This is a genomic window from Campylobacter mucosalis, from assembly GCF_013372205.1.
GTDB classification, from domain to species: Bacteria; Campylobacterota; Campylobacteria; order Campylobacterales; family Campylobacteraceae; genus Campylobacter_A; species Campylobacter_A mucosalis.
In genome coordinates, this window is the sequence record NZ_CP053831.1 from 1054117 (window position 1) to 1071358 (window position 17242).

Annotated in this window: 16 protein-coding genes; 5 read left to right on the top strand and 11 right to left on the bottom strand. The window is 37.8% G+C overall.

Going from position 1 to position 17242, the window contains the following annotated elements:
- The first annotated feature begins 58 nt into the window (after nt 1-58).
- Genes CMCT_RS05590 through CMCT_RS05605 form a run of 4 tightly spaced genes read left to right on the top strand, consistent with a single transcriptional unit; the run spans nt 59 to nt 2791 of the window.
- Nucleotides 59-292: a hypothetical protein gene (locus tag CMCT_RS05590; protein WP_034969539.1), complete on the top strand. Its 234-nt coding sequence runs from the start codon at nt 59-61 to the stop codon at nt 290-292.
- Nucleotides 292-525 carry a hypothetical protein gene (locus tag CMCT_RS05595; protein WP_034969541.1) on the top strand — a complete coding sequence of 78 codons (234 nt, stop codon included), beginning with the start codon at nt 292-294 and terminating at the stop codon, nt 523-525. The genes CMCT_RS05590 and CMCT_RS05595 overlap by 1 nt, the downstream gene beginning before the upstream one ends.
- Nucleotides 522-938, top strand: a complete 417-nt coding sequence (locus tag CMCT_RS05600) for a type II secretion system protein (protein ID WP_034969542.1) — start codon at nt 522-524, stop codon at nt 936-938. The genes CMCT_RS05595 and CMCT_RS05600 overlap by 4 nt, the downstream gene beginning before the upstream one ends.
- The gene (locus CMCT_RS05605; RefSeq protein WP_034969544.1) at nt 938-2791 is read left to right on the top strand and encodes a primosomal protein N'; all 1854 of its coding nucleotides are present in this window, start codon (nt 938-940) and stop codon (nt 2789-2791) included. The genes CMCT_RS05600 and CMCT_RS05605 overlap by 1 nt, the downstream gene beginning before the upstream one ends.
- Here the strand turns inward: CMCT_RS05605 and epsC are convergent.
- The 5 genes from epsC to mfd form a co-directional block, all read right to left on the bottom strand.
- Nucleotides 2788-3345 (bottom strand): serine O-acetyltransferase EpsC, encoded by a 558-nt coding sequence (gene epsC, locus CMCT_RS05610; RefSeq protein ID WP_034969546.1) that lies wholly within the window; start codon nt 3343-3345, stop codon nt 2788-2790. The genes CMCT_RS05605 and epsC overlap by 4 nt on opposite strands.
- A gap of 1 nt (nt 3346) precedes the next feature.
- Nucleotides 3347-4252 (bottom strand): cysteine synthase A, encoded by a 906-nt coding sequence (gene cysK, locus CMCT_RS05615; RefSeq protein ID WP_169764382.1) that lies wholly within the window; start codon nt 4250-4252, stop codon nt 3347-3349.
- 63 nt (nt 4253-4315) lie between these two features.
- Nucleotides 4316-4972: a 3-methyladenine DNA glycosylase gene (locus tag CMCT_RS05620; RefSeq protein ID WP_034969548.1), complete on the bottom strand. Its 657-nt coding sequence runs from the start codon at nt 4970-4972 to the stop codon at nt 4316-4318.
- Entirely contained in the window at nt 4969-5739 is a 771-nt protein-coding gene (locus CMCT_RS05625) for an ATP-binding protein (protein WP_034969550.1), read from the bottom strand. Before CMCT_RS05625 ends, CMCT_RS05620 begins: the two co-directional genes overlap by 4 nt.
- A complete protein-coding gene (mfd, locus tag CMCT_RS05630) occupies nt 5736-8675 on the bottom strand; it encodes a transcription-repair coupling factor (RefSeq protein ID WP_034969552.1) in 2940 nt (979 codons plus the stop codon). Before mfd ends, CMCT_RS05625 begins: the two co-directional genes overlap by 4 nt.
- Before the next feature lie 113 nt (nt 8676-8788).
- Between mfd and CMCT_RS05635 the strand changes: the two genes are divergently transcribed.
- A complete protein-coding gene (locus CMCT_RS05635) occupies nt 8789-10183 on the top strand; it encodes a carbon starvation CstA family protein (RefSeq protein WP_034969554.1) in 1395 nt (464 codons plus the stop codon).
- Nucleotides 10184-10194: 11 nt separating this feature from the next.
- Here CMCT_RS05635 and CMCT_RS05640 read toward each other — a convergent pair whose 3' ends face one another.
- The 6 genes from CMCT_RS05640 to secF are packed head-to-tail and all read right to left on the bottom strand — an operon-like array spanning nt 10195 to nt 17241.
- Nucleotides 10195-11376, bottom strand: a complete 1182-nt coding sequence (locus tag CMCT_RS05640) for a folylpolyglutamate synthase/dihydrofolate synthase family protein (protein ID WP_034969556.1) — start codon at nt 11374-11376, stop codon at nt 10195-10197.
- Nucleotides 11377-12942 (bottom strand): GGDEF domain-containing protein, encoded by a 1566-nt coding sequence (locus CMCT_RS05645; RefSeq protein WP_034969559.1) that lies wholly within the window; start codon nt 12940-12942, stop codon nt 11377-11379. It abuts the gene before it with no gap.
- Nucleotides 12929-13462, bottom strand: coding sequence for an LPS assembly lipoprotein LptE (lptE, locus tag CMCT_RS05650; protein ID WP_034969561.1), 534 nt, complete (start codon nt 13460-13462; stop codon nt 12929-12931). Before lptE ends, CMCT_RS05645 begins: the two co-directional genes overlap by 14 nt.
- Nucleotides 13463-13465: 3 nt before the next feature.
- Nucleotides 13466-15913: a leucine--tRNA ligase gene (gene leuS, locus CMCT_RS05655; protein ID WP_176325058.1), complete on the bottom strand. Its 2448-nt coding sequence runs from the start codon at nt 15911-15913 to the stop codon at nt 13466-13468.
- Nucleotides 15914-15921: 8 nt separating this feature from the next.
- Complete coding sequence (locus tag CMCT_RS05660; protein ID WP_034969564.1) at nt 15922-16260, bottom strand: DUF6394 family protein; 339 nt, start codon at nt 16258-16260, stop codon at nt 15922-15924.
- 9 nt (nt 16261-16269) lie between these two features.
- Nucleotides 16270-17241: a protein translocase subunit SecF gene (gene secF, locus CMCT_RS05665; RefSeq protein WP_034969567.1), complete on the bottom strand. Its 972-nt coding sequence runs from the start codon at nt 17239-17241 to the stop codon at nt 16270-16272.
- Nucleotide 17242 lies beyond the last annotated feature (1 nt).

Genomic DNA, 17242 nt, shown 5'->3' on the forward strand with positions numbered 1-17242 from the left:
CAAATTTAGCCTTTAAGTGCTAAAATTAGGCATTTAATTTTATCCATAAAGGTAAAAAATGTTTGAAGATGATAAAGTACTAAACACTCTAACAAGCAAGGTAAACGACCTACTTGCAAGATATGACGACCTAAGTAGAACAAACGAAGAGTTGCACAACCAAATCGTAACTCTAAAGGCACAAAACGAGGCAAAAACAAACCAAATAATGCGTCTTGAAGAGGAGTTAAATAAGAAAAATAACGAAGCTGACGACGTTCTTAAAAAGATCGAAGCTGTTTTAAATAAATAATGAAACGACAAATCACGCTCACTATCGCTTCACGTGACTATGTTATCACGCTTGATGATGACGGATTTTACAATGCACTTGAGCGTGATCTTGGTGGTTTTAGAAACAACTCCAAAATTTTAACACCAAAAGAGCTTTTAGATATCCTTGTGCAAAAGAGTTTTGACGGATACGAGGATGAAAACTCTATGCAACGACTAATCGAGCAGATAGATAGACGCCTAAAAAGATGAAAAAAGCCTTTAGTATGGTCGAGCTCATAATGGCGATAATAATCCTAGGAATACTATCAGCCGTTGCGATACCAAGGCTTTATATCGGCAGGGACGAAGCCTTGCTTGAAAAAACCAAGGTTCAGATACAAACGATTAGATCTGGCATTGCTATCTTTTATAGCGACTCACTACTACGTGCAAATCCCGGCTACCCTAAAAAGCTAGAAAAAGATGGCGTAAGCAATGATATGCTTTTTAGTGCCGTTATGCCCTTAAATGGCATAAAAGCAGTAAAAAATGGCGACGGCTGGAGAAAAGAGGCGGATGAGTATTTTTTTGCTCTAGGCAAACGTGGCGCGGTCTTTACATACGATAATAAAAGTGGCAACTTCTCTTGTATCAAGGGAGATTTGTGTGACGAGCTAGACTGATGTATTACTATAAAGTCAGTTTTTTAGGCAGAAATTTAAACGCACTAACATATCAAAGTGTAGAAAAAATCGAACCATTTCAATCCGTAATAGCGCCCCTAAATCACAAACCAACACAGGGATATGTGATAAAAGAGTGCGAAAAACCAGAGTTTAAAACCCTAGATATTGCAGAAATTTTACCGCTTTTTTTAACAGATATGCAAGCTTTAATGGCTGAGTTTATCAGCTACTACTATACTTGCACACTTGGCGTATCGCTTGGACTATTTGAGCCAATGCAAAAAGAGGCAAAGGCTTTAGTAAAGGTTGAAAATTTAAAAACTCCAAATCTAAATCAATCCCAAATGGACGCTCAAAATTTTATAAGCGAGAATAAAAATTCTCTAATTTTTGGCGATACAGGAAGTGGAAAAAGCGAAATTTACATAAGTCAAATCGCAAAAACACTGCAAAATGGCAAAAATGCTCTATTTTTAATGCCAGAAATTTCACTCACTCCGCAAATGCAAACAAGACTTGAAGGTTATTTTGGCACAAGTGTAGCCGTATGGCACTCAAAAATCACACAAAAACGTAAATCTGAAATTTTACAAGGACTGCATGACGGTAAGATTAGGCTGGTTGCTGGTGCTAGATCGGCACTATTTTTGCCAATACAAAATTTAGGAGTGATAGTAGTTGATGAGGAGCACGATGACAGCTATAAAAACGGCAACTCACGCCCACATTATAACGCAAGGGATCTAGCTCTATTTTTATCGTCAAAATTTGACATAAAGGTCATCCTAGGCTCAGCAACTCCGTGTGCGACTAGCTTTTACAAACAAAAGAGCTTTAGACTAAAAGGGACGTTTTTTAACTCCCAAAAGAGCTATATCTATGATGAGTCGCCAACAACGCTAAGTCCGCTGATAAAAAGCGAGATAGCAAAGAGTCTAAGCCAAAAAAAACAGGCGATTATATGTCTACCAACTCGTGCAAATTTTAAATATCTATCTTGCAAGTCTTGCGGAAGCACGATAAAATGTCCATTTTGTAGTGTTGGTATGAGCTACTATAAGTCAAAAAATTTACTAAAATGCCAATACTGCGAATATAAAATGCCAGTTGTAAAATCGTGCGAAAAATGCGGTAGCGATATGATAGAAGCTCGTAAAATCGGCACAAGTGAGCTACTAGAGCAGCTAAAAAATGAGTTTGCAAATGCGAAAATTGCAAAATTTGACCGAGATGAGATAACTACACAAAGTAAGCTAGTAAAGGCACTTAAGGAGTTTAATGAGGGCAAAATCGACATCCTTGTAGGCACTCAAATGCTAAGCAAAGGTCATGATTATCACAACGTGGACTTAGCCGTGATAATGGGCATTGATGAGCTTTTGGCATATCCTGATTTTAGGGCTAGAGAGAGAACGTTAGCACTTGCTATGCAGGTTGCTGGTCGTGCTGGTCGTGCTGGGGTTGGACGAGTTGTCATACAAAGTATGCAAAGGGATTTTTTTGAGCAGTTTTTAAACAACTACGACGCATTTTTAGAAGATGAGCTAACTTATAGAGAACCGCTATATCCGCCTTTTACTAGACTGCTTAGACTTATCATATCTCATAAAAACGAAAAAATAGCGGTGGCTGAACTAAACAGCTCTTTGGCTAAAATTTCAAACCTACAAGAGCGTCTAAATTTCCAAACCATAGGCTATGGCAAATGCGCACTCGAGCGAATCGGCGATAAATTTAGATATGAAATTTTGCTTCGCACAAACGAAAACACACACGTTCTAGCAGAGGTTGCAAAAAGTTGCGTAAGCGAAATTTGTGACGTAGATATCGACCCCATTAATTTTAGCTAGATAGAGTACTCGGGTTGATATAGCTTTCCGCTCACACGCACGATACGAGCCGGTATGCCAACAACCGTTGCGTTTTCTGGGACATTTTTTAGCACCACAGAATTTGCACCTATTTTTGCATTTTTACCTATTGTTATGGCTCCTAGTACCTTTGCTCCAGTTGCGATCACAACGCCATCTTGTATCGTAGGATGTCGTTTGCCGCACTCTTTTCCAGTCCCTCCAAGAGTGACTTGATGATACATCATCACATCATCGCCTATCTCTGCTGTCTCCCCTATCACAACTCCAGCTCCGTGATCTATGAAAAAACGCCTACCTATCTTTGCTCCAGGGTGTATCTCAATGCCAGTTAAAAAACGTGAAATTTGAGAGATAAAACGTGCAAAAAAGAAAAATTTCTTATCGTATAAAAAGTGCGCGATACGATGAAACGCAAGGGCGTGAAGCCCAGGCGTGTTTATCAAAATAGCAAGAGAACAACAATTTTGAACCGACGGATCCTTTTGTCTTACTACCTCTACAGCCTCTCTTACTCTATCGCAAATTTTCATTTTAAGCTCCATAAAGCTCGGTGCTTAGGTATCTTTCGCCATTATCTGGAGCTATAAAAAGAACCTTTTTACCGCGTCCAAGCTGAGCCGCGACGCGTTTAGCAGCAACAAGTGCAGCACCGCCACTAATACCAAGCAAAATACCCTGCTCTTTTGCTAACGCCCTAGATGCGTTCATAGCGTCATCATTGCTTACTTTTTCTATCTGATTTACCAAATCTAGTTCCATGGTATTTGGGATAAAACCAGCACCTATGCCTTGAATTTTATGTGGAGCTGGATCGCCTCCGCTTAAAACAGGACTTGCCTCTGGCTCTACTGCTACGATTTTTGTATCATAGCCGTTTTGTTTTAAAACCCTTGCCACACCGCTTATAGTTCCGCCAGTGCCAACACCAGCAACAAATGCGTCAAGCTTAGCAAAATCCGCCATTATCTCTTTTGCTGTTGTTAGCTCGTGGGCTTGTGGGTTGTATGGGTTTTCAAACTGGCTTAACATCACGTGATTTGGCATACTTGCTAGCTCCTGAGCACGAGCAATAGCACCCTTCATACCCTTAGAAGCCTCAGTAAGCTCAAGCTTAGCACCATAAGCAAGCATAAGCTTTCTACGCTCCATACTCATACTCTCAGGCATAGCAAGTATTACTTTTAGCCCTAAAGCTGCACATATCATAGCAATGCCAATGCCCGTATTTCCACTAGTTGGCTCAACTATCGTGTCGCCTTGCTTTATCTTGCCGTCCTTTAGCATTTTATCTATCATGTTAAATGCGATGCGGTCTTTAACCGAACCACCTGGGTTAAAAAACTCAAGTTTTGCGTAAATTTCAGCACTATTGTCATCTGTTTTAATCTTTACAACTGGTGTGTTAGCTATCGTTTGTGAAATATTTTCATATATCATAAGTATCTCCTAAAAAGTTTTACGTAAATTTAGCGTATTTTGATAATTTTTTACCAAACCTGCTTAATTTACACCCAAAATTTTAAGCCCCTGCTCTGAGATGCTCTTGCCTTTTGAGTATCTTTTGCAAAACTCAAGCACTAAAGCGTGAAAAATTCTAAAAATTTCAGCCTCACTTGCATTTGGTAAAATTTTATAAATTCTATCAAAATCAACGCCACTAAGCCACTCTTGTGCTTCATCGTAGCATTCAAATTCATATCCAAGAGCTGTTAAAATTCTAATCGCATAATTATCAACAACCATAACAGCACGATCACAAGCATAAGCCAAAATAGCATCACAAGTCTCAGCGCCAACGCCCTTTACGCTAAGTAGCCACTCACGGCTGACGTTTGATTTGAAATTTTCAAAGTCGTTAAATTCGCTCTTTATGGCACGGCAAAGTCCATTTAGACGCTTGGCTTTTGTGTTATAAAATCCGCTTGGTTTTATAAGCTCTGCAAGTTCGTTTGTACTAATGGATAAAATTTCATCAATGCCAATTAAATTTCTACTTTTTAAATTAGCAAGGGCTTTTTCTACGTTTTTCCAAGCTGTATTTTGCACCAAAATCGCACCCACAACAACCTCAAAACTGCCCTCGCCAGGCCAAATTAAAAGCTCCTTTTTATCGCCAATATCAGCAAAAATCGATGTAAAAATTTCAGTTGGACTCATCGCTTTAGTTTGCCTTTATAGGTCAGATAAAACTGCTTTGCCGTTCGTCCGCTTCTACTTGCTCTAAGCGTTGCGTAACTCTTTGCCATATCATAAAGCGTCTTGCGGTCAATATCCTCATCCTTAAAATAATACTCAACTATACGCAAATACTCATCAAAATTTCCCTGATAAAAGCTAATCCAAAGCCCAAAACGATCGGCTAGTGAGACCTTTTCTTGCACAGCGTCACCATAGTGTATCTCGCCATCACTCACGCTCACATCGGCATTGTCGCTCAGGTGTTCGCTGACTAAATGCCTTCTGTTTGAAGTAGCGTATATAAGCACGTTTCTTGGTGGTTTTGAGATACTGCCTTGCATTAATGGTTTTAAAAATTTATAATCCCTACTGCCATTTTCAAAGCTTAGATCATCACAAAATATGATAAATTTAAATTTCACAATTTCTCTTAACTCGTCAATGATATCTGGCAAGTGTTTTAGCTCGTCAGAGCCTATCTCAACAAGCCTTAAATTTTGCGAGTAAAAATGGGTAAAAACCGCCTTTAAAAGGCTTGACTTCCCACAACCCATCTCGCCCCAAAGTAAAACGTGATTTGCTTCATTGCCATCTATGAAATTTTGAGTATTTTTTAGCAGTTGCTCCTTTTGACTCTCAAGTCCAACAAGTGAGCTAAGCTCGGTAAAATCAATATCCTTAACAGCGACAAGCCTACTTTTACTAGCTCTCCAAACGGCAGCATACTCCCTAGTCCAGTCTATCATTTTAAACTCCTTAAATAACTAGTTATCTCAGCTATAACGTCATCATCGTCTTTGCTGCGTGATTTTAGCCTTATTTTTTCGTCATTATCACGAGTTAGCACGATATTTTGCTCAGCATTTGAGATGGCTTTAAAGCCGTGTTTTAACGCCAAAATTTTAATTAAAATTATATCTAAAAATTGTTTTGTATAATCATCAAGTTTACCAAATCTATCCTCTATCTCGCCATTAATCTCATAAACTTCATTTACGCTAGTAGCCTTACTAAGGCGTCTGTATAGCTCTAGTCTTAATCTATCTTCGCGTATAAACTCAGGGTTTAAAAAGGCATTTACGCTAAGTTTTAGATCGATTTTATTTAGTTTTACGCTCTGCTGATTTAGCAAGGCATTAATCTCATCTTCAAGCATTTTAAGATACAAAGAGTATCCTATCGCCTCGATATGTCCGCTTTGTGCCTCGCCTATGATGTTTCCACCACCCCTAATCTCAAGGTCGTGATAGGCAAGTACACTTCCTGAGCCAAGAGCTGAGTTGCTCTCAAGTGCGATAAGTCGTTTTAAAGCCTCTGGCGTAAGAGTGGTTTTATCCTCGACTAAAAAGTAGCAAAATCCCTGCTTATCGCTTCGCCCTACCCTGCCACGAAGCTGATGAAGGTCAGCTATGCCAAATTTATTTGCGTTTTCAACTATCATAGTATTTGCATTTGGCAGATGAATACCGCTCTCAACGATACTTGTGCAAACCATAACATCATACTCGCCATTTTCGAATTTTAAAATTTCCTCTTCTGTTGTTTTTGCGTCAATCTTTGAGTGAAGTATCAAAACCCTTAAATTTGGTAAAATTTTACGTAAATTTTTAGCACAAAGCTCAATGTCTGCTATATGGTTATGGATATAAAATACCTGACCACCGCGTCGTATTTCACGTAGTATCGCCTCTTTTATAACCTTCTCATCCCACTCTTTTACGCTAGTTCTTACATCTAGTCTTTGGCTTGGAGGGGTTTTTAAAACCGAATATGTTTTTATCTTTGAAAGTGCCATATTTAGGCTTCTTGGAATAGGCGTGGCAGACATTGATAAAAGATGAGAATTCTCTGAAATTTCTTTTAACTTCTCTTTTTGCTTAACGCCAAATTTATGCTCCTCATCTATAATAATAAGCCCGACATTAGTTGCCTTTTGACTTAAAAGTGCGTGAGTGCCAACGCATACGCACGGCTCTCCTGTGTTTAAAGCCTTGGTGACTTCTGCTTTTTGTTTTGCAGTTGAAAACCTATCTAGCCTTAAAACCCTAATGTTAAATTTTGACAATCTCTCTTTTAAGCTCTTAAAATGCTGTGAGCTAAGAAGCGTCGTTGGGACAAAAAATAGTGCGATAAATCCAGAAAAAACACACTTAAATATAGCATTCATTGCGACTTCAGTTTTGCCAAATCCAACATCTCCACTTAAAAGCCTGTCCATAACCTTGCCACTTTTTAGTTCATCTGAAATTTCACTCACGGCAGTTTGCTGATCAGGCGTATACTCAAACCCTGCTTGCATAACAAACTTAATATATTCTGCGTCATCTTTTTGTATTACAACACCCTCGTTTAGCTCACGTTTAGCCGCCATAGCGATGATTTTTGAGGCTATTAAAAAGAGCTTTTCTCTGACCTTTTCTTTAAGCTTTACAAAACTAGCTTTCCCAAGCCGATCAAGCACAGCAACAGAGCCATTTACGGCTATATACCTATCGACTAAATTTAAATTTTCAACTGGCAAAAGCAATCTATCATCATTTTGATAAGCAATTACTACAAATTCCTTTGTCGCACCTAAAACCTTGATCTTTTCAAGTCCTAAAAATTTACCTATGCCGTATTCTTCGTGCACGACGTAGTCATTTATCTTTAACTCATCAACGATTAAAGAGGCCTTTTTAGCACGTGTTTTTTTCTGAAATTTATTTAGCGAAACTATGATTTTATCGTTTGATGAGATGTTAAAAACAAGTGGGCTTTTTTGAAATTTCACATTGTCATTTTTTATACCAAGTGACTCAAACATCGCTTCGTTTCTGGCTAGGACTATAATTTGTCTATTTTTATTTAACTCAAAAAAATCAGCACTAGGAGTAACGACGATGTCTTTAAACTCCTTTGGCTCTGGTAAAATTTCAAATTTATCAAAAACACTTAAATCGCGTTCATCATCAAGATTATCTATCTTGCTAAGCAAAATACATTTAAATTTCTCAAGATAGTTCTCAAACCCGTCTATCGCCCAAAAACCAAGCGAATTTAAATCGCTTACAATCGCATTTGTTTGGATATTTTCAATCTTTAAATTAACATTTTCAAACTCACTTTGCTCAAGCCTTGCTAAAAATGGGACTATTTGTGTGCTTTCAAGCTCGGTTTTATGGCTAATTTGAGTGACTATATCGTAGTGGCGAATGCTCTCAACCTCGTCTCCAAATAGCAAAATTCTAATTGGTTCATCATCGCCTAGGTTAAAAATATCAATCACATCGCCACGCATACTAAACTCGCCCTGTCTTTCAGCCATATCCACAGCCTCATATCCAGAGCGTATAAGCTCATCTGCAAAATCAATCAAATTTATCGTATCGCCAAAATTTATAGTTATGCTTTTTAGATGAGAGCTTGTGGGGAGTTTATTAAGAAGTGTCGAGTATGGCGATATTATGAGCTTTTTGCCATCAAATTTATAATAATCGCTTAAAATTTTACTAATCTGAAGCAACTCTTCATTAAATGAGCGTAAATCATCGCCGTATCTAGCTCTAAAATCAGGCAACACAAAGCTTTTAACTCCGGCAAATTCGGTAGCGTCTGCACACTCTATCGCACTTTTATCATCGGGAGTTATTAAAATTTCATACTCATTTTTCAAAAAATATTCATAAACTTTTGCTTGCAAAACATACCCTTAAAACTTAAATATCAGTATTTTAACAAACTTTAGTTGAAAAAATATGCACTTCTTGCATTTTTTGTAGTAAAATTAGGTAGCAAATTTTATAAGGAGGCAAAATGCTTTGGTTCTTTTTTTGTGTAGGCTTACTAATTTTAGCATACTTTACGTATGGCAAGGTTGTTGAGAAAATTTTTGTCATAAATCCAGAGAGAAAAACACCAGCACAAACGATGGCTGACGGCGTTGATTATGTCAATATGTCAAACTCTAAAGTTTTTCTTATCCAGCTTTTAAACATCGCTGGGCTTGGACCGATTTTTGGACCGATTTTGGGGGCTTTATATGGCCCTGTGGCTATGCTTTGGATAGTCATTGGCTGTATCGTAGCAGGTGCGGTGCATGATTACTTTTCAGGTATGCTAAGTGTACGTTCAAATGGTGCTTCTGTGCCAACAGTTGTGGGCGATCATCTTGGTGTTTGGGCAAAGCATTTTATGAATATTTTTGCTCTTATTTTGCTTCTTTTAGTTGGCGTGGTTTTCGTGCTTGGTCCAGCTAAGCTTTTAGCAAGTCTTACACCTATAAATGTGACAACTTGGGTTGGCATAATATTTGCCTACTATATACTAGCAACTCTTATTTCAATAGATAAGATTATTGGCAGATTTTATCCTATTTTTGGGGCTTTGCTTCTATTTATGTCTATTGGGCTTACCTTTGGGCTAATCTTTAGCGATATCAAATTTTACTCAGTTGGACTTGATTTTTTTACAAACTATGACCCAAAAGGGCTTCCTATTTGGCCTTTGCTGTTTATAACAATATCTTGTGGTGCGATTTCTGGCTTTCACGCTACGCAGTCGCCACTAATGGCAAGGTGTATTGCAAATGAAAAATCGGGCAGAATGATATTTTATGGAGCTATGATACTTGAGGGCATTATAGGACTTATTTGGTGTACATTAGGACTTAGTTTTTATGAGAGTCCTGAGGCTTTGGGTGCTGCTATAAACGCTGGTTCTCCATCAAAAGTAGTACACGACATATCAATCGCACTTCTTGGTGGAGTTGGGGGTATCGTAGCTATTTTAGGCGTTGTCATACTTCCAATAACCTCTGGCGATACAGCGTTTCGCTCGGCACGTCTTATCATCGCTGACTTTTTTAAACTCACACAAAAAGATCTCATAAAGCGCCTATACATAGCCATTCCGCTATTTGTGCTTGGATTTATCATTTCAAAGGTGGATTTTAATATCGTTTGGCGTTACTTTGGCTGGGCAAATCAAACCACTGCTGCAATAATGCTTTGGGCAGCCTCAGCGTATCTTTATAAATCAGACAAATTTCACTGGGTTACGACGCTTCCAGCACTATTTATGACATGCGTTGTTGTAACTTATCTAGCTTACGCAAAAATAGGCTTTGGGCTTGATATAACCATTTCAACGATAATTGGTATAGTTGGGTCGATATTGTGTTTGGGGCTATTTTTTAGGCTAAAAAGATAAATTTGGGGTGGTTAAGCCGCCCCTTGATATGCTTTTAAAAACGCCTCAACAAGATAAAATGAGCCAAAAACAAGATAAAGCTCACTATCTTTTTGTAGTTTTATGATTTCTAAATCATTTTGATCAAATTTCTTAAACTCAAATCCAAGCTCACTTAAAGCCAAATGCAAACCAGCTCCGCCAAGCTCACGCTCACTGCTTTTATACTCAAAAATAAGCACATCTTTTATGATGGGCTTTAGCGTTTTTAAAACGGCTTTAAAATCCTTATCCGCAAAACTATTAAAAATAAGTCTTAGCTTTTTGCCATTAAAATGTTTAGCAACAACCATCGCTCCAAGCTCGTTGTGTCCAACATCTACGTATAGATTAGACGAAATTTGCTCACATCTACCACGCAACCTTAAACTGCTTAAATTTTTTATATTAACATCATTTAAAAGAAATTTTGCCCCGCTGTAAGCTAGAGTAAAATTTGAGATTAAAAAATCTGGCAAATTTTGCCTTTTGGTGTAATCTTGTATAGCTTGTTTGTCGTTTTGATTTAAAATTTCATACGAAAAGTGCAAATTTGAACCATAATAAACCGCCAAATCCTTTGCGATTTTGGCTGAAATTTCGTTCATATTGTCGTTTAATATGGCATTTTTTGACATCGCTTTAAATTTTGTGCTTGAAATTTTCTCCAAACTATCACCCAAAACCGCCGTGTGATCAAAGCCAATTGGCGTAAATAGGCTTAAAATTTTATCAAATACATTCGTAGCGTCACACTCCCCGCCCATTCCAGCCTCGCAGATAAAATAATCACACTGGCTAAACAGCACAGCCGCTAGAAGCGTCGCATACTCAAAATAACTAGTTTTTACCTTAAACTCATCTGGTAAAATTTCTAAAAGTTTTTGGTGTGCCAACTCCAAAAGTTCATCGCCTACGACATCGTCATTTAACCAAAAACGCTCACGAAAGTCAAAAATATGTGGGCTTGTATAGTGTCCAACACTCTTGCCATTTAGGTGTAAAATTTGTGCTAAAAATCTACCAGTTGAACCTTTGCCGTTTGTGCCGATAATATGAACGATTTTAAACGGCTTTAAATGCCCCTTTATGCTCTCATATGCACGAGGCATACGATAGTAGTCTATCTCTTTGTAAAAGAGGGGTTTGCTTGATAAAAACTCGTCTAATCTCATCTACGATAGTTTTGGAGAAACCTGATTTCGTCCATTTTGCTTTGAGTTATAAAGCATTTTATCAGCAGCCTCTATGGTGTTAGAGTCGCTTAAATTTAGGCTTCTAGTCGCCACGCCAACGCTTACTGTGACCTTTATGCGTTCGTCTTTATAGATAAACTTAAAGCTCTCTATCGCGCGTCTTAATTTTTCTGCAAAAACCAAGGCGTCATTTAGTGCTGTATTTGGCAGTAAAACTATAAATTCCTCGCCGCCATAACGTCCTATAAAGTCTATCTTTCGTATATTTTTCTTAAACAGCATAGCAACAGTCGCAAGTATCGCATCTCCAGCGTCGTGACCAAATGTATCATTTATCTTTTTAAAGAAGTCAATATCTAAAAAGCAGATAGAATAATCAGTCCCGTAACGCTTATACGCGTCTTCTATGCGACGTATCTCATCCATAAGTGCGCGTTTTGTAGCTGTTTTGGTTAAAAAGTCTTCACGGCTTTCAAGTTTTGCGTGTTCAAGCTCACGCTCGAGCAAATTTATACGCTCTTGAAGTTCTGAGATTGTAACTTGATTATCACTCATCTCAGCACCCAGCTCACGGCTCTCTATCTCAAGGGCGTTTGCGATATTAAATAGCATATTTTTTATCTGTTCAAAGCTGTTTGTGTCTAAATTTATATCCTTAATGTCGCTTTTTATGCCTTGAACCTTTTTACTACTCTCTTTTGACGATGTTGCGATTTCTGAAATTCTAGTGCTTATGCTTCCTAAAACAGAATTTAATGAAGCTATTTTTTGAGAAACCTCATTTTTATCATCCTCTATACGTCTATCAACTAAATTTTTTATATTATCTTGAACCTCTTGAGAGTTGATAGATGTTGGGTTGGTATTAATAGCACTTATCATAATGCTCATATCATCTTCAATATCTTTTGATATTGAAGGTTTTAGCATATAGGCAATAAGCTCGGCAACAGCAGCCATAGCGTTGCCATCGTTTTGCACGGTTAGATAGCTCTCTAACTCGCTCATCATAGTTTTTAAATCCTCATTACCCCTAACGCCATAATACTTTAAAAAGTCTAAATAATCGGTGTTGTAAGAGCTTATTAGCTCAAACCACTTCTCTCTCATATCATCAAGAACTGCGACATCGCACTTTTTAGATAAAATTTGCATACTCTTTTCAGCCATATTTTTTGCGTCTTTGTTATGTAACATAGATATGACTTGCAAAACTCGCCTAGCAAATGCGTTAAGCGACTTGTATCCAGGGTCATCATCTACACTCGCTTGTGCCTGAGATGAGCTTCGGTTTAGCCTAGATATCACAAAAGCGATAAACTCATCTATCGTGTTTATATTTACAGCGCTTGCTTGTTGCTTAAATTCCCCACTTAACCTAGAGATATACTGCTGTATGCGTTTAGTATCAGCGGTTGTAAAGCCATATTTTTGACAAATTTCATTATAAACTTCTGTATAATTTTCTGGAGTTAGCATCAAGTGACGATTCTTAATCTCCAAAAGAGACTCTTTTACTATCTGTGCCACACTAATTGCTGCCATTTTTGTATCCTTTTATTGCTAATTTTGAAATATATTCATCAAATGCTTCTTTTGAAGCCTCTCTTATAGCGTTGTATTTTTCGGTATCGCTGATGATACTATCTGCGTAACGCGAGTTTTTCATACGTCTTGAAATACTAAAATCATACTCGCCACTAGCAGGTATCACAGCCACGCTTCCATCTTTAAATTTCGTTTTAAAATTTAGCCTTAACACAGCCTTGTATGATGAGATATAGCCATACTCATCATAAATAGTCGCCTGATACGTAAGGGATGATGTTGAAATTTCTATAAATGTATTTGAGTTATCTTTGCTACCAAGTTTTTTATTTAGGCGAGAAACAACGCCCTCCATAACTGCGTCTTTGATTAAAACGCTGTTTTTTGGCTCGATTTTATCAACGATAACATCAACATAAACGCTATCACTAAGCACATCTTTTGTGATTTTTGAAACTGGCTTGTAGCCACAACCAACAAAGAAAAAAGCCAAAAAAATTGCAAAAATATATCTCAAATTTTATCCTTTTACCACGATATTTACGAGTTTGCCTTTGATATAAATCTCTTTTAAAATCTCTTTGCCGCTAAGCCATTTTGCAGTTTTCTCTTTTGCGATTTTTAAAATTTCATCTTCGCTTGTATCAGCTGAAATTTCAAACTCGGCACGTTTTTTGCCGTTAATCGTAACCGCTAAATTTATCGTATCTTTAACAAACACTTCATCTTTTATAGCAATCTTAGTGAAATTTCTAAGTCCAAAAAGCTCTTTGCTAAGCTCTGAGGCGATATGTGGGACGATTGGCTCAAGTAAATTTAAGATAATAAAAAATCCCTCGCTATTTACATCATCGTTTTGCTGTGCATTTAGGGCATTTAGTGCCTCCATACAAGCAGCAATTAGCGTATTAAACGTAAAACTCTCGTTATAAACATCTTGTGATTTTTTAAGTGCTTCATAGACTTTTAGCCTAGCAAATTTCTCATCTTTGCTTAAATTTTCGTGCTTTATATCAGGTATTTTATCCACCGGTTTAATGCTACTAGCCTTATCATAAAGCCTATTTAAGAAGCGAAACGCACCTTCAACGGCACTATCATTCCACTCAAGCTCCTTTTGTGGTGGGGCTGCAAAAAGTATAAAAAGCCTTGCTGTATCGGCTCCGTATTTATGGATAATATCATCTGGATCAACGACATTACCCTTGCTTTTACTCATCTTTTTGCCGTCTTTTAGCACCATACCTTGCGTTAGCAAATTCTTAAACGGCTCACTATCACGAAGATAGCCCAAATCCCTTAACGCCTTTTGAAAAAATCTAGCGTATAAAAGGTGTAAAATAGCGTGTTCAATGCCACCGATATACTGATCAACGCTCATCCAGTAATCAACGCTTTGTCTGTCAAGTGCTGTTTTATCCCACGTTTTCTCATCGCTTGCATATCTTGCAAAATACCACGAACTTTCAAAAAACGTATCCATTGTATCAGTTTCACGAACGGCGTTTGTGCCACATTTTGGGCATTTTGTAAATTTCCAAGTTGGGTGCTTATCAAGCGGATTGCCTTCACCTGTAATTTCTACATCATCAGGCAATGTTACAGGCAAGTTTTCTAGCTTTTCGCTAACAACACCGCATTTTGGACAGCAAATAGTTGGCACTGGCGCGCCCCAGTATCTTTGGCGAGATATGCCCCAGTCGCGGATTTTAAAATTTACAACCCTTTTGCCTAGATTTTCACTCTCAAATTTAGCGATGATTTTCTCTTTTGCCTCTTCTGTTTTTAGTCCGTTAATCAAAGGCGAATTTATAGCTACGCCGTAATCAGAATTTGCTCTATCCTCAATCTCATCGTTAGTTTTTACGACCTTTAAAATCGGCAGATTAAACTTACTTGCAAACTCAAAATCTCTTTGATCGTGTCCCGGCACTGCCATAATCGCGCCACTGCCGTAATCTGAAAGGATAAAATTCGCAACCCAAACTGGGATTTTTGCGTCTGTTAAAGGGTGTTTTACATAAATTCCTAAAAATACGCCGTCTTTGTCACTTGCTTGTCGCTCTCTTGGGCTTTGATTTAGGATTGATTTTATTTTTGATTTTGCTTCATCACTTAAAATATCGGTATTTAAAAGTGTTTTTACAATCTCGTGCTCTGGTGCAAGTGCTGTGTAGCTAACGCCATAAATCGTGTCTGGACGCGTAGTAAATACGCTAAATCCGTCAAATTTAGAGCCTAAAATTTCACGCGAATGCTCATCTAAAAATAGCTTAAATTCCAAACCGCTACTTTTGCCAATCCAGTTTTCTTGCATTGTTAAAACCTGACTTGGCCACCTACCCTCTAAGCTCTTTAAGTCATCAAGCAACTCATCGGCGTAATCTGTGATTTTTAGGTAATATCCCGGTAGCTCTTTTTGCACGACTTCGTTGCCACAACGCCAACAACAACCCTCCTCAACCTGCTCATTTGCTAGCACAGTTTGGTCGTGTTCGCACCAATTTACAACGGCTAGTTTACGATAAACAAGCCCTTTTTCAAACATTTTTATGAAAAATTCCTGCTCCCACTTTGTATAAATCGGATCAGAAGTGGCAAGCTCACGCCTTTTTGAAAACGAAAGTCCAAGCGCGCTAAGCTCATTTTTCATATAATCAATATTTTCATAAGTCCATTTTTTTGGATGAATTTTATGTTTTATGGCTGCATTTTCAGCTGGCATCCCAAAGCTATCAAAGCCGATAGGGTGTAAAACGTTAAAGCCTTGCTTTCTGTAATAACGTGCCAAAGCATCGCCGATTGTGTAGTTTCTAACGTGCCCCATATGAATGCGTCCGCTTGGGTATGGGAACATACTTAAAATGTATTTTTTTGGCAAAGTGTAGTCATCTTTTGGCTCAAATTCGCCGTTTTTTTCCCAAATTTCTTGCCATTTTTTCTCAATTTGCGTTGGATTATAAGCCATTTTTTCTCCTAAAATTCATCTTGCGACTTGCTTGATTCAATTAAAACAAGTGCGAGTGAGAATACGTTTGCAATTACAGCACCGATAACTAGCGAGTAAGTCAGGGTCATATTTGCACTCACTTGCAATACGACAAATGCTGGAATTAAGTGCAAATCAGCCACAAGCGAACTTGCAAAAAGCTCGGCTGAAAATATATTTCTAACACCTATTTTAAGTAGAGTTGAAACCAAATTTATACTAGCAGCCACAAATAGAGCAATCTCATTTTTATCATACAAAAAACCTGCTGCCGTAGTTAAGCTCATAAGAGCAAAAAATACATAAATAACCTTACCCCAGTTCATCTTAACTCCTTAAACAACACCTTTTTCAAACATAGCACGCTCTTTTTCACGCTCTTTTTTCTGCTTTTGTCTTTCTGCCTCTTTTGCTCTGTATTCAGTTACTTTGAAATTTAACCATATTAAAAATGGAGAGCCTATATATATCGAGCTTACCGTGCCTATAATGATACCTACAAGCAACACAAAAGAGAAGCCATTTATCATATCTCCACCAAAGAAGTAAAGAACCAAAACAACCATTAAAGTCGTAGATGAAGTAAGTATCGTTCGTGAGAGAGTTTGTGAGATACTTTCGTTTATTATCGCTTCAATGTCTGTGCGTTTACTCGTATGTATATTTTCTCTAATGCGGTCAAATATGATAATCGTGTCATTTAGCGAGTAGCCAAGAACGGTTAAAATAGCCGCAAGTGTGTCTAAATTTACATCAATATTAAACAAAGATATCGCACCAATAGTAATGACAACATCGTGAATTTCAGTGACAACAGCAGCTAGTGCAAAACGCCACTCAAAACGAAAAGCGATATATATAAGCACCGCGCCAAAGGATACAAATATCGCCATTAAGCCCTTTTCTCTAAGCTCATCTCCGACTTTTGGACCAACTATATCAACACGGCGAATTTCTAAATTTCCAGTATCTTTTAAAAGCTCTTTAACTTCCACTCCTATATCAGAGCCAAGGTTTGATGATGAGCCCGAAAATCGTATATTTACCTCATTTTCAGAGCCAAATTCCGTAACACTAGCATTTTTTAAAGTTTCATTTTTAGCCAGAGCTTCTCTTATCTTATCAAGAGGTGCTTTTGTGTCGTATTTAAGCTGGATAAGTGTTCCGCCTGAAAAGTCTATGCCGTAGTTTAAGCCCTTTGTGACAAGTAAAAAAACTGAGCCAAAAAATAGTATCGAAGATAGAACAACAGAAGCAAATCTAAGCCTCATAAAATCATAAACTTTAGCTTTTGTAAAAATTTGCACG

Bases quoted from the DNA above. Each gene is read 5' to 3' on its own strand.
- CMCT_RS05590 (WP_034969539.1), top strand. From the start codon at position 59: ATGTTTGAAGATGATAAAGTACTAAACACTCTAACAAGCAAGGTAAAC.
- CMCT_RS05595 (WP_034969541.1), top strand. From the start codon at position 292: ATGAAACGACAAATCACGCTCACTATCGCTTCACGTGACTATGTTATC.
- CMCT_RS05600 (WP_034969542.1), top strand. From the start codon at position 522: ATGAAAAAAGCCTTTAGTATGGTCGAGCTCATAATGGCGATAATAATC.
- CMCT_RS05605 (WP_034969544.1), top strand. From the start codon at position 938: ATGTATTACTATAAAGTCAGTTTTTTAGGCAGAAATTTAAACGCACTA.
- epsC (WP_034969546.1), bottom strand. From the start codon at position 3,345: ATGAAAATTTGCGATAGAGTAAGAGAGGCTGTAGAGGTAGTAAGACAA.
- cysK (WP_169764382.1), bottom strand. From the start codon at position 4,252: ATGATATATGAAAATATTTCACAAACGATAGCTAACACACCAGTTGTA.
- CMCT_RS05620 (WP_034969548.1), bottom strand. From the start codon at position 4,972: ATGAGTCCAACTGAAATTTTTACATCGATTTTTGCTGATATTGGCGAT.
- CMCT_RS05625 (WP_034969550.1), bottom strand. From the start codon at position 5,739: ATGATAGACTGGACTAGGGAGTATGCTGCCGTTTGGAGAGCTAGTAAA.
- CMCT_RS05635 (WP_034969554.1), top strand. From the start codon at position 8,789: ATGCTTTGGTTCTTTTTTTGTGTAGGCTTACTAATTTTAGCATACTTT.
- CMCT_RS05640 (WP_034969556.1), bottom strand. From the start codon at position 11,376: ATGAGATTAGACGAGTTTTTATCAAGCAAACCCCTCTTTTACAAAGAG.
- CMCT_RS05645 (WP_034969559.1), bottom strand. From the start codon at position 12,942: ATGGCAGCAATTAGTGTGGCACAGATAGTAAAAGAGTCTCTTTTGGAG.
- leuS (WP_176325058.1), bottom strand. From the start codon at position 15,913: ATGGCTTATAATCCAACGCAAATTGAGAAAAAATGGCAAGAAATTTGG.
- CMCT_RS05660 (WP_034969564.1), bottom strand. From the start codon at position 16,260: ATGAACTGGGGTAAGGTTATTTATGTATTTTTTGCTCTTATGAGCTTA.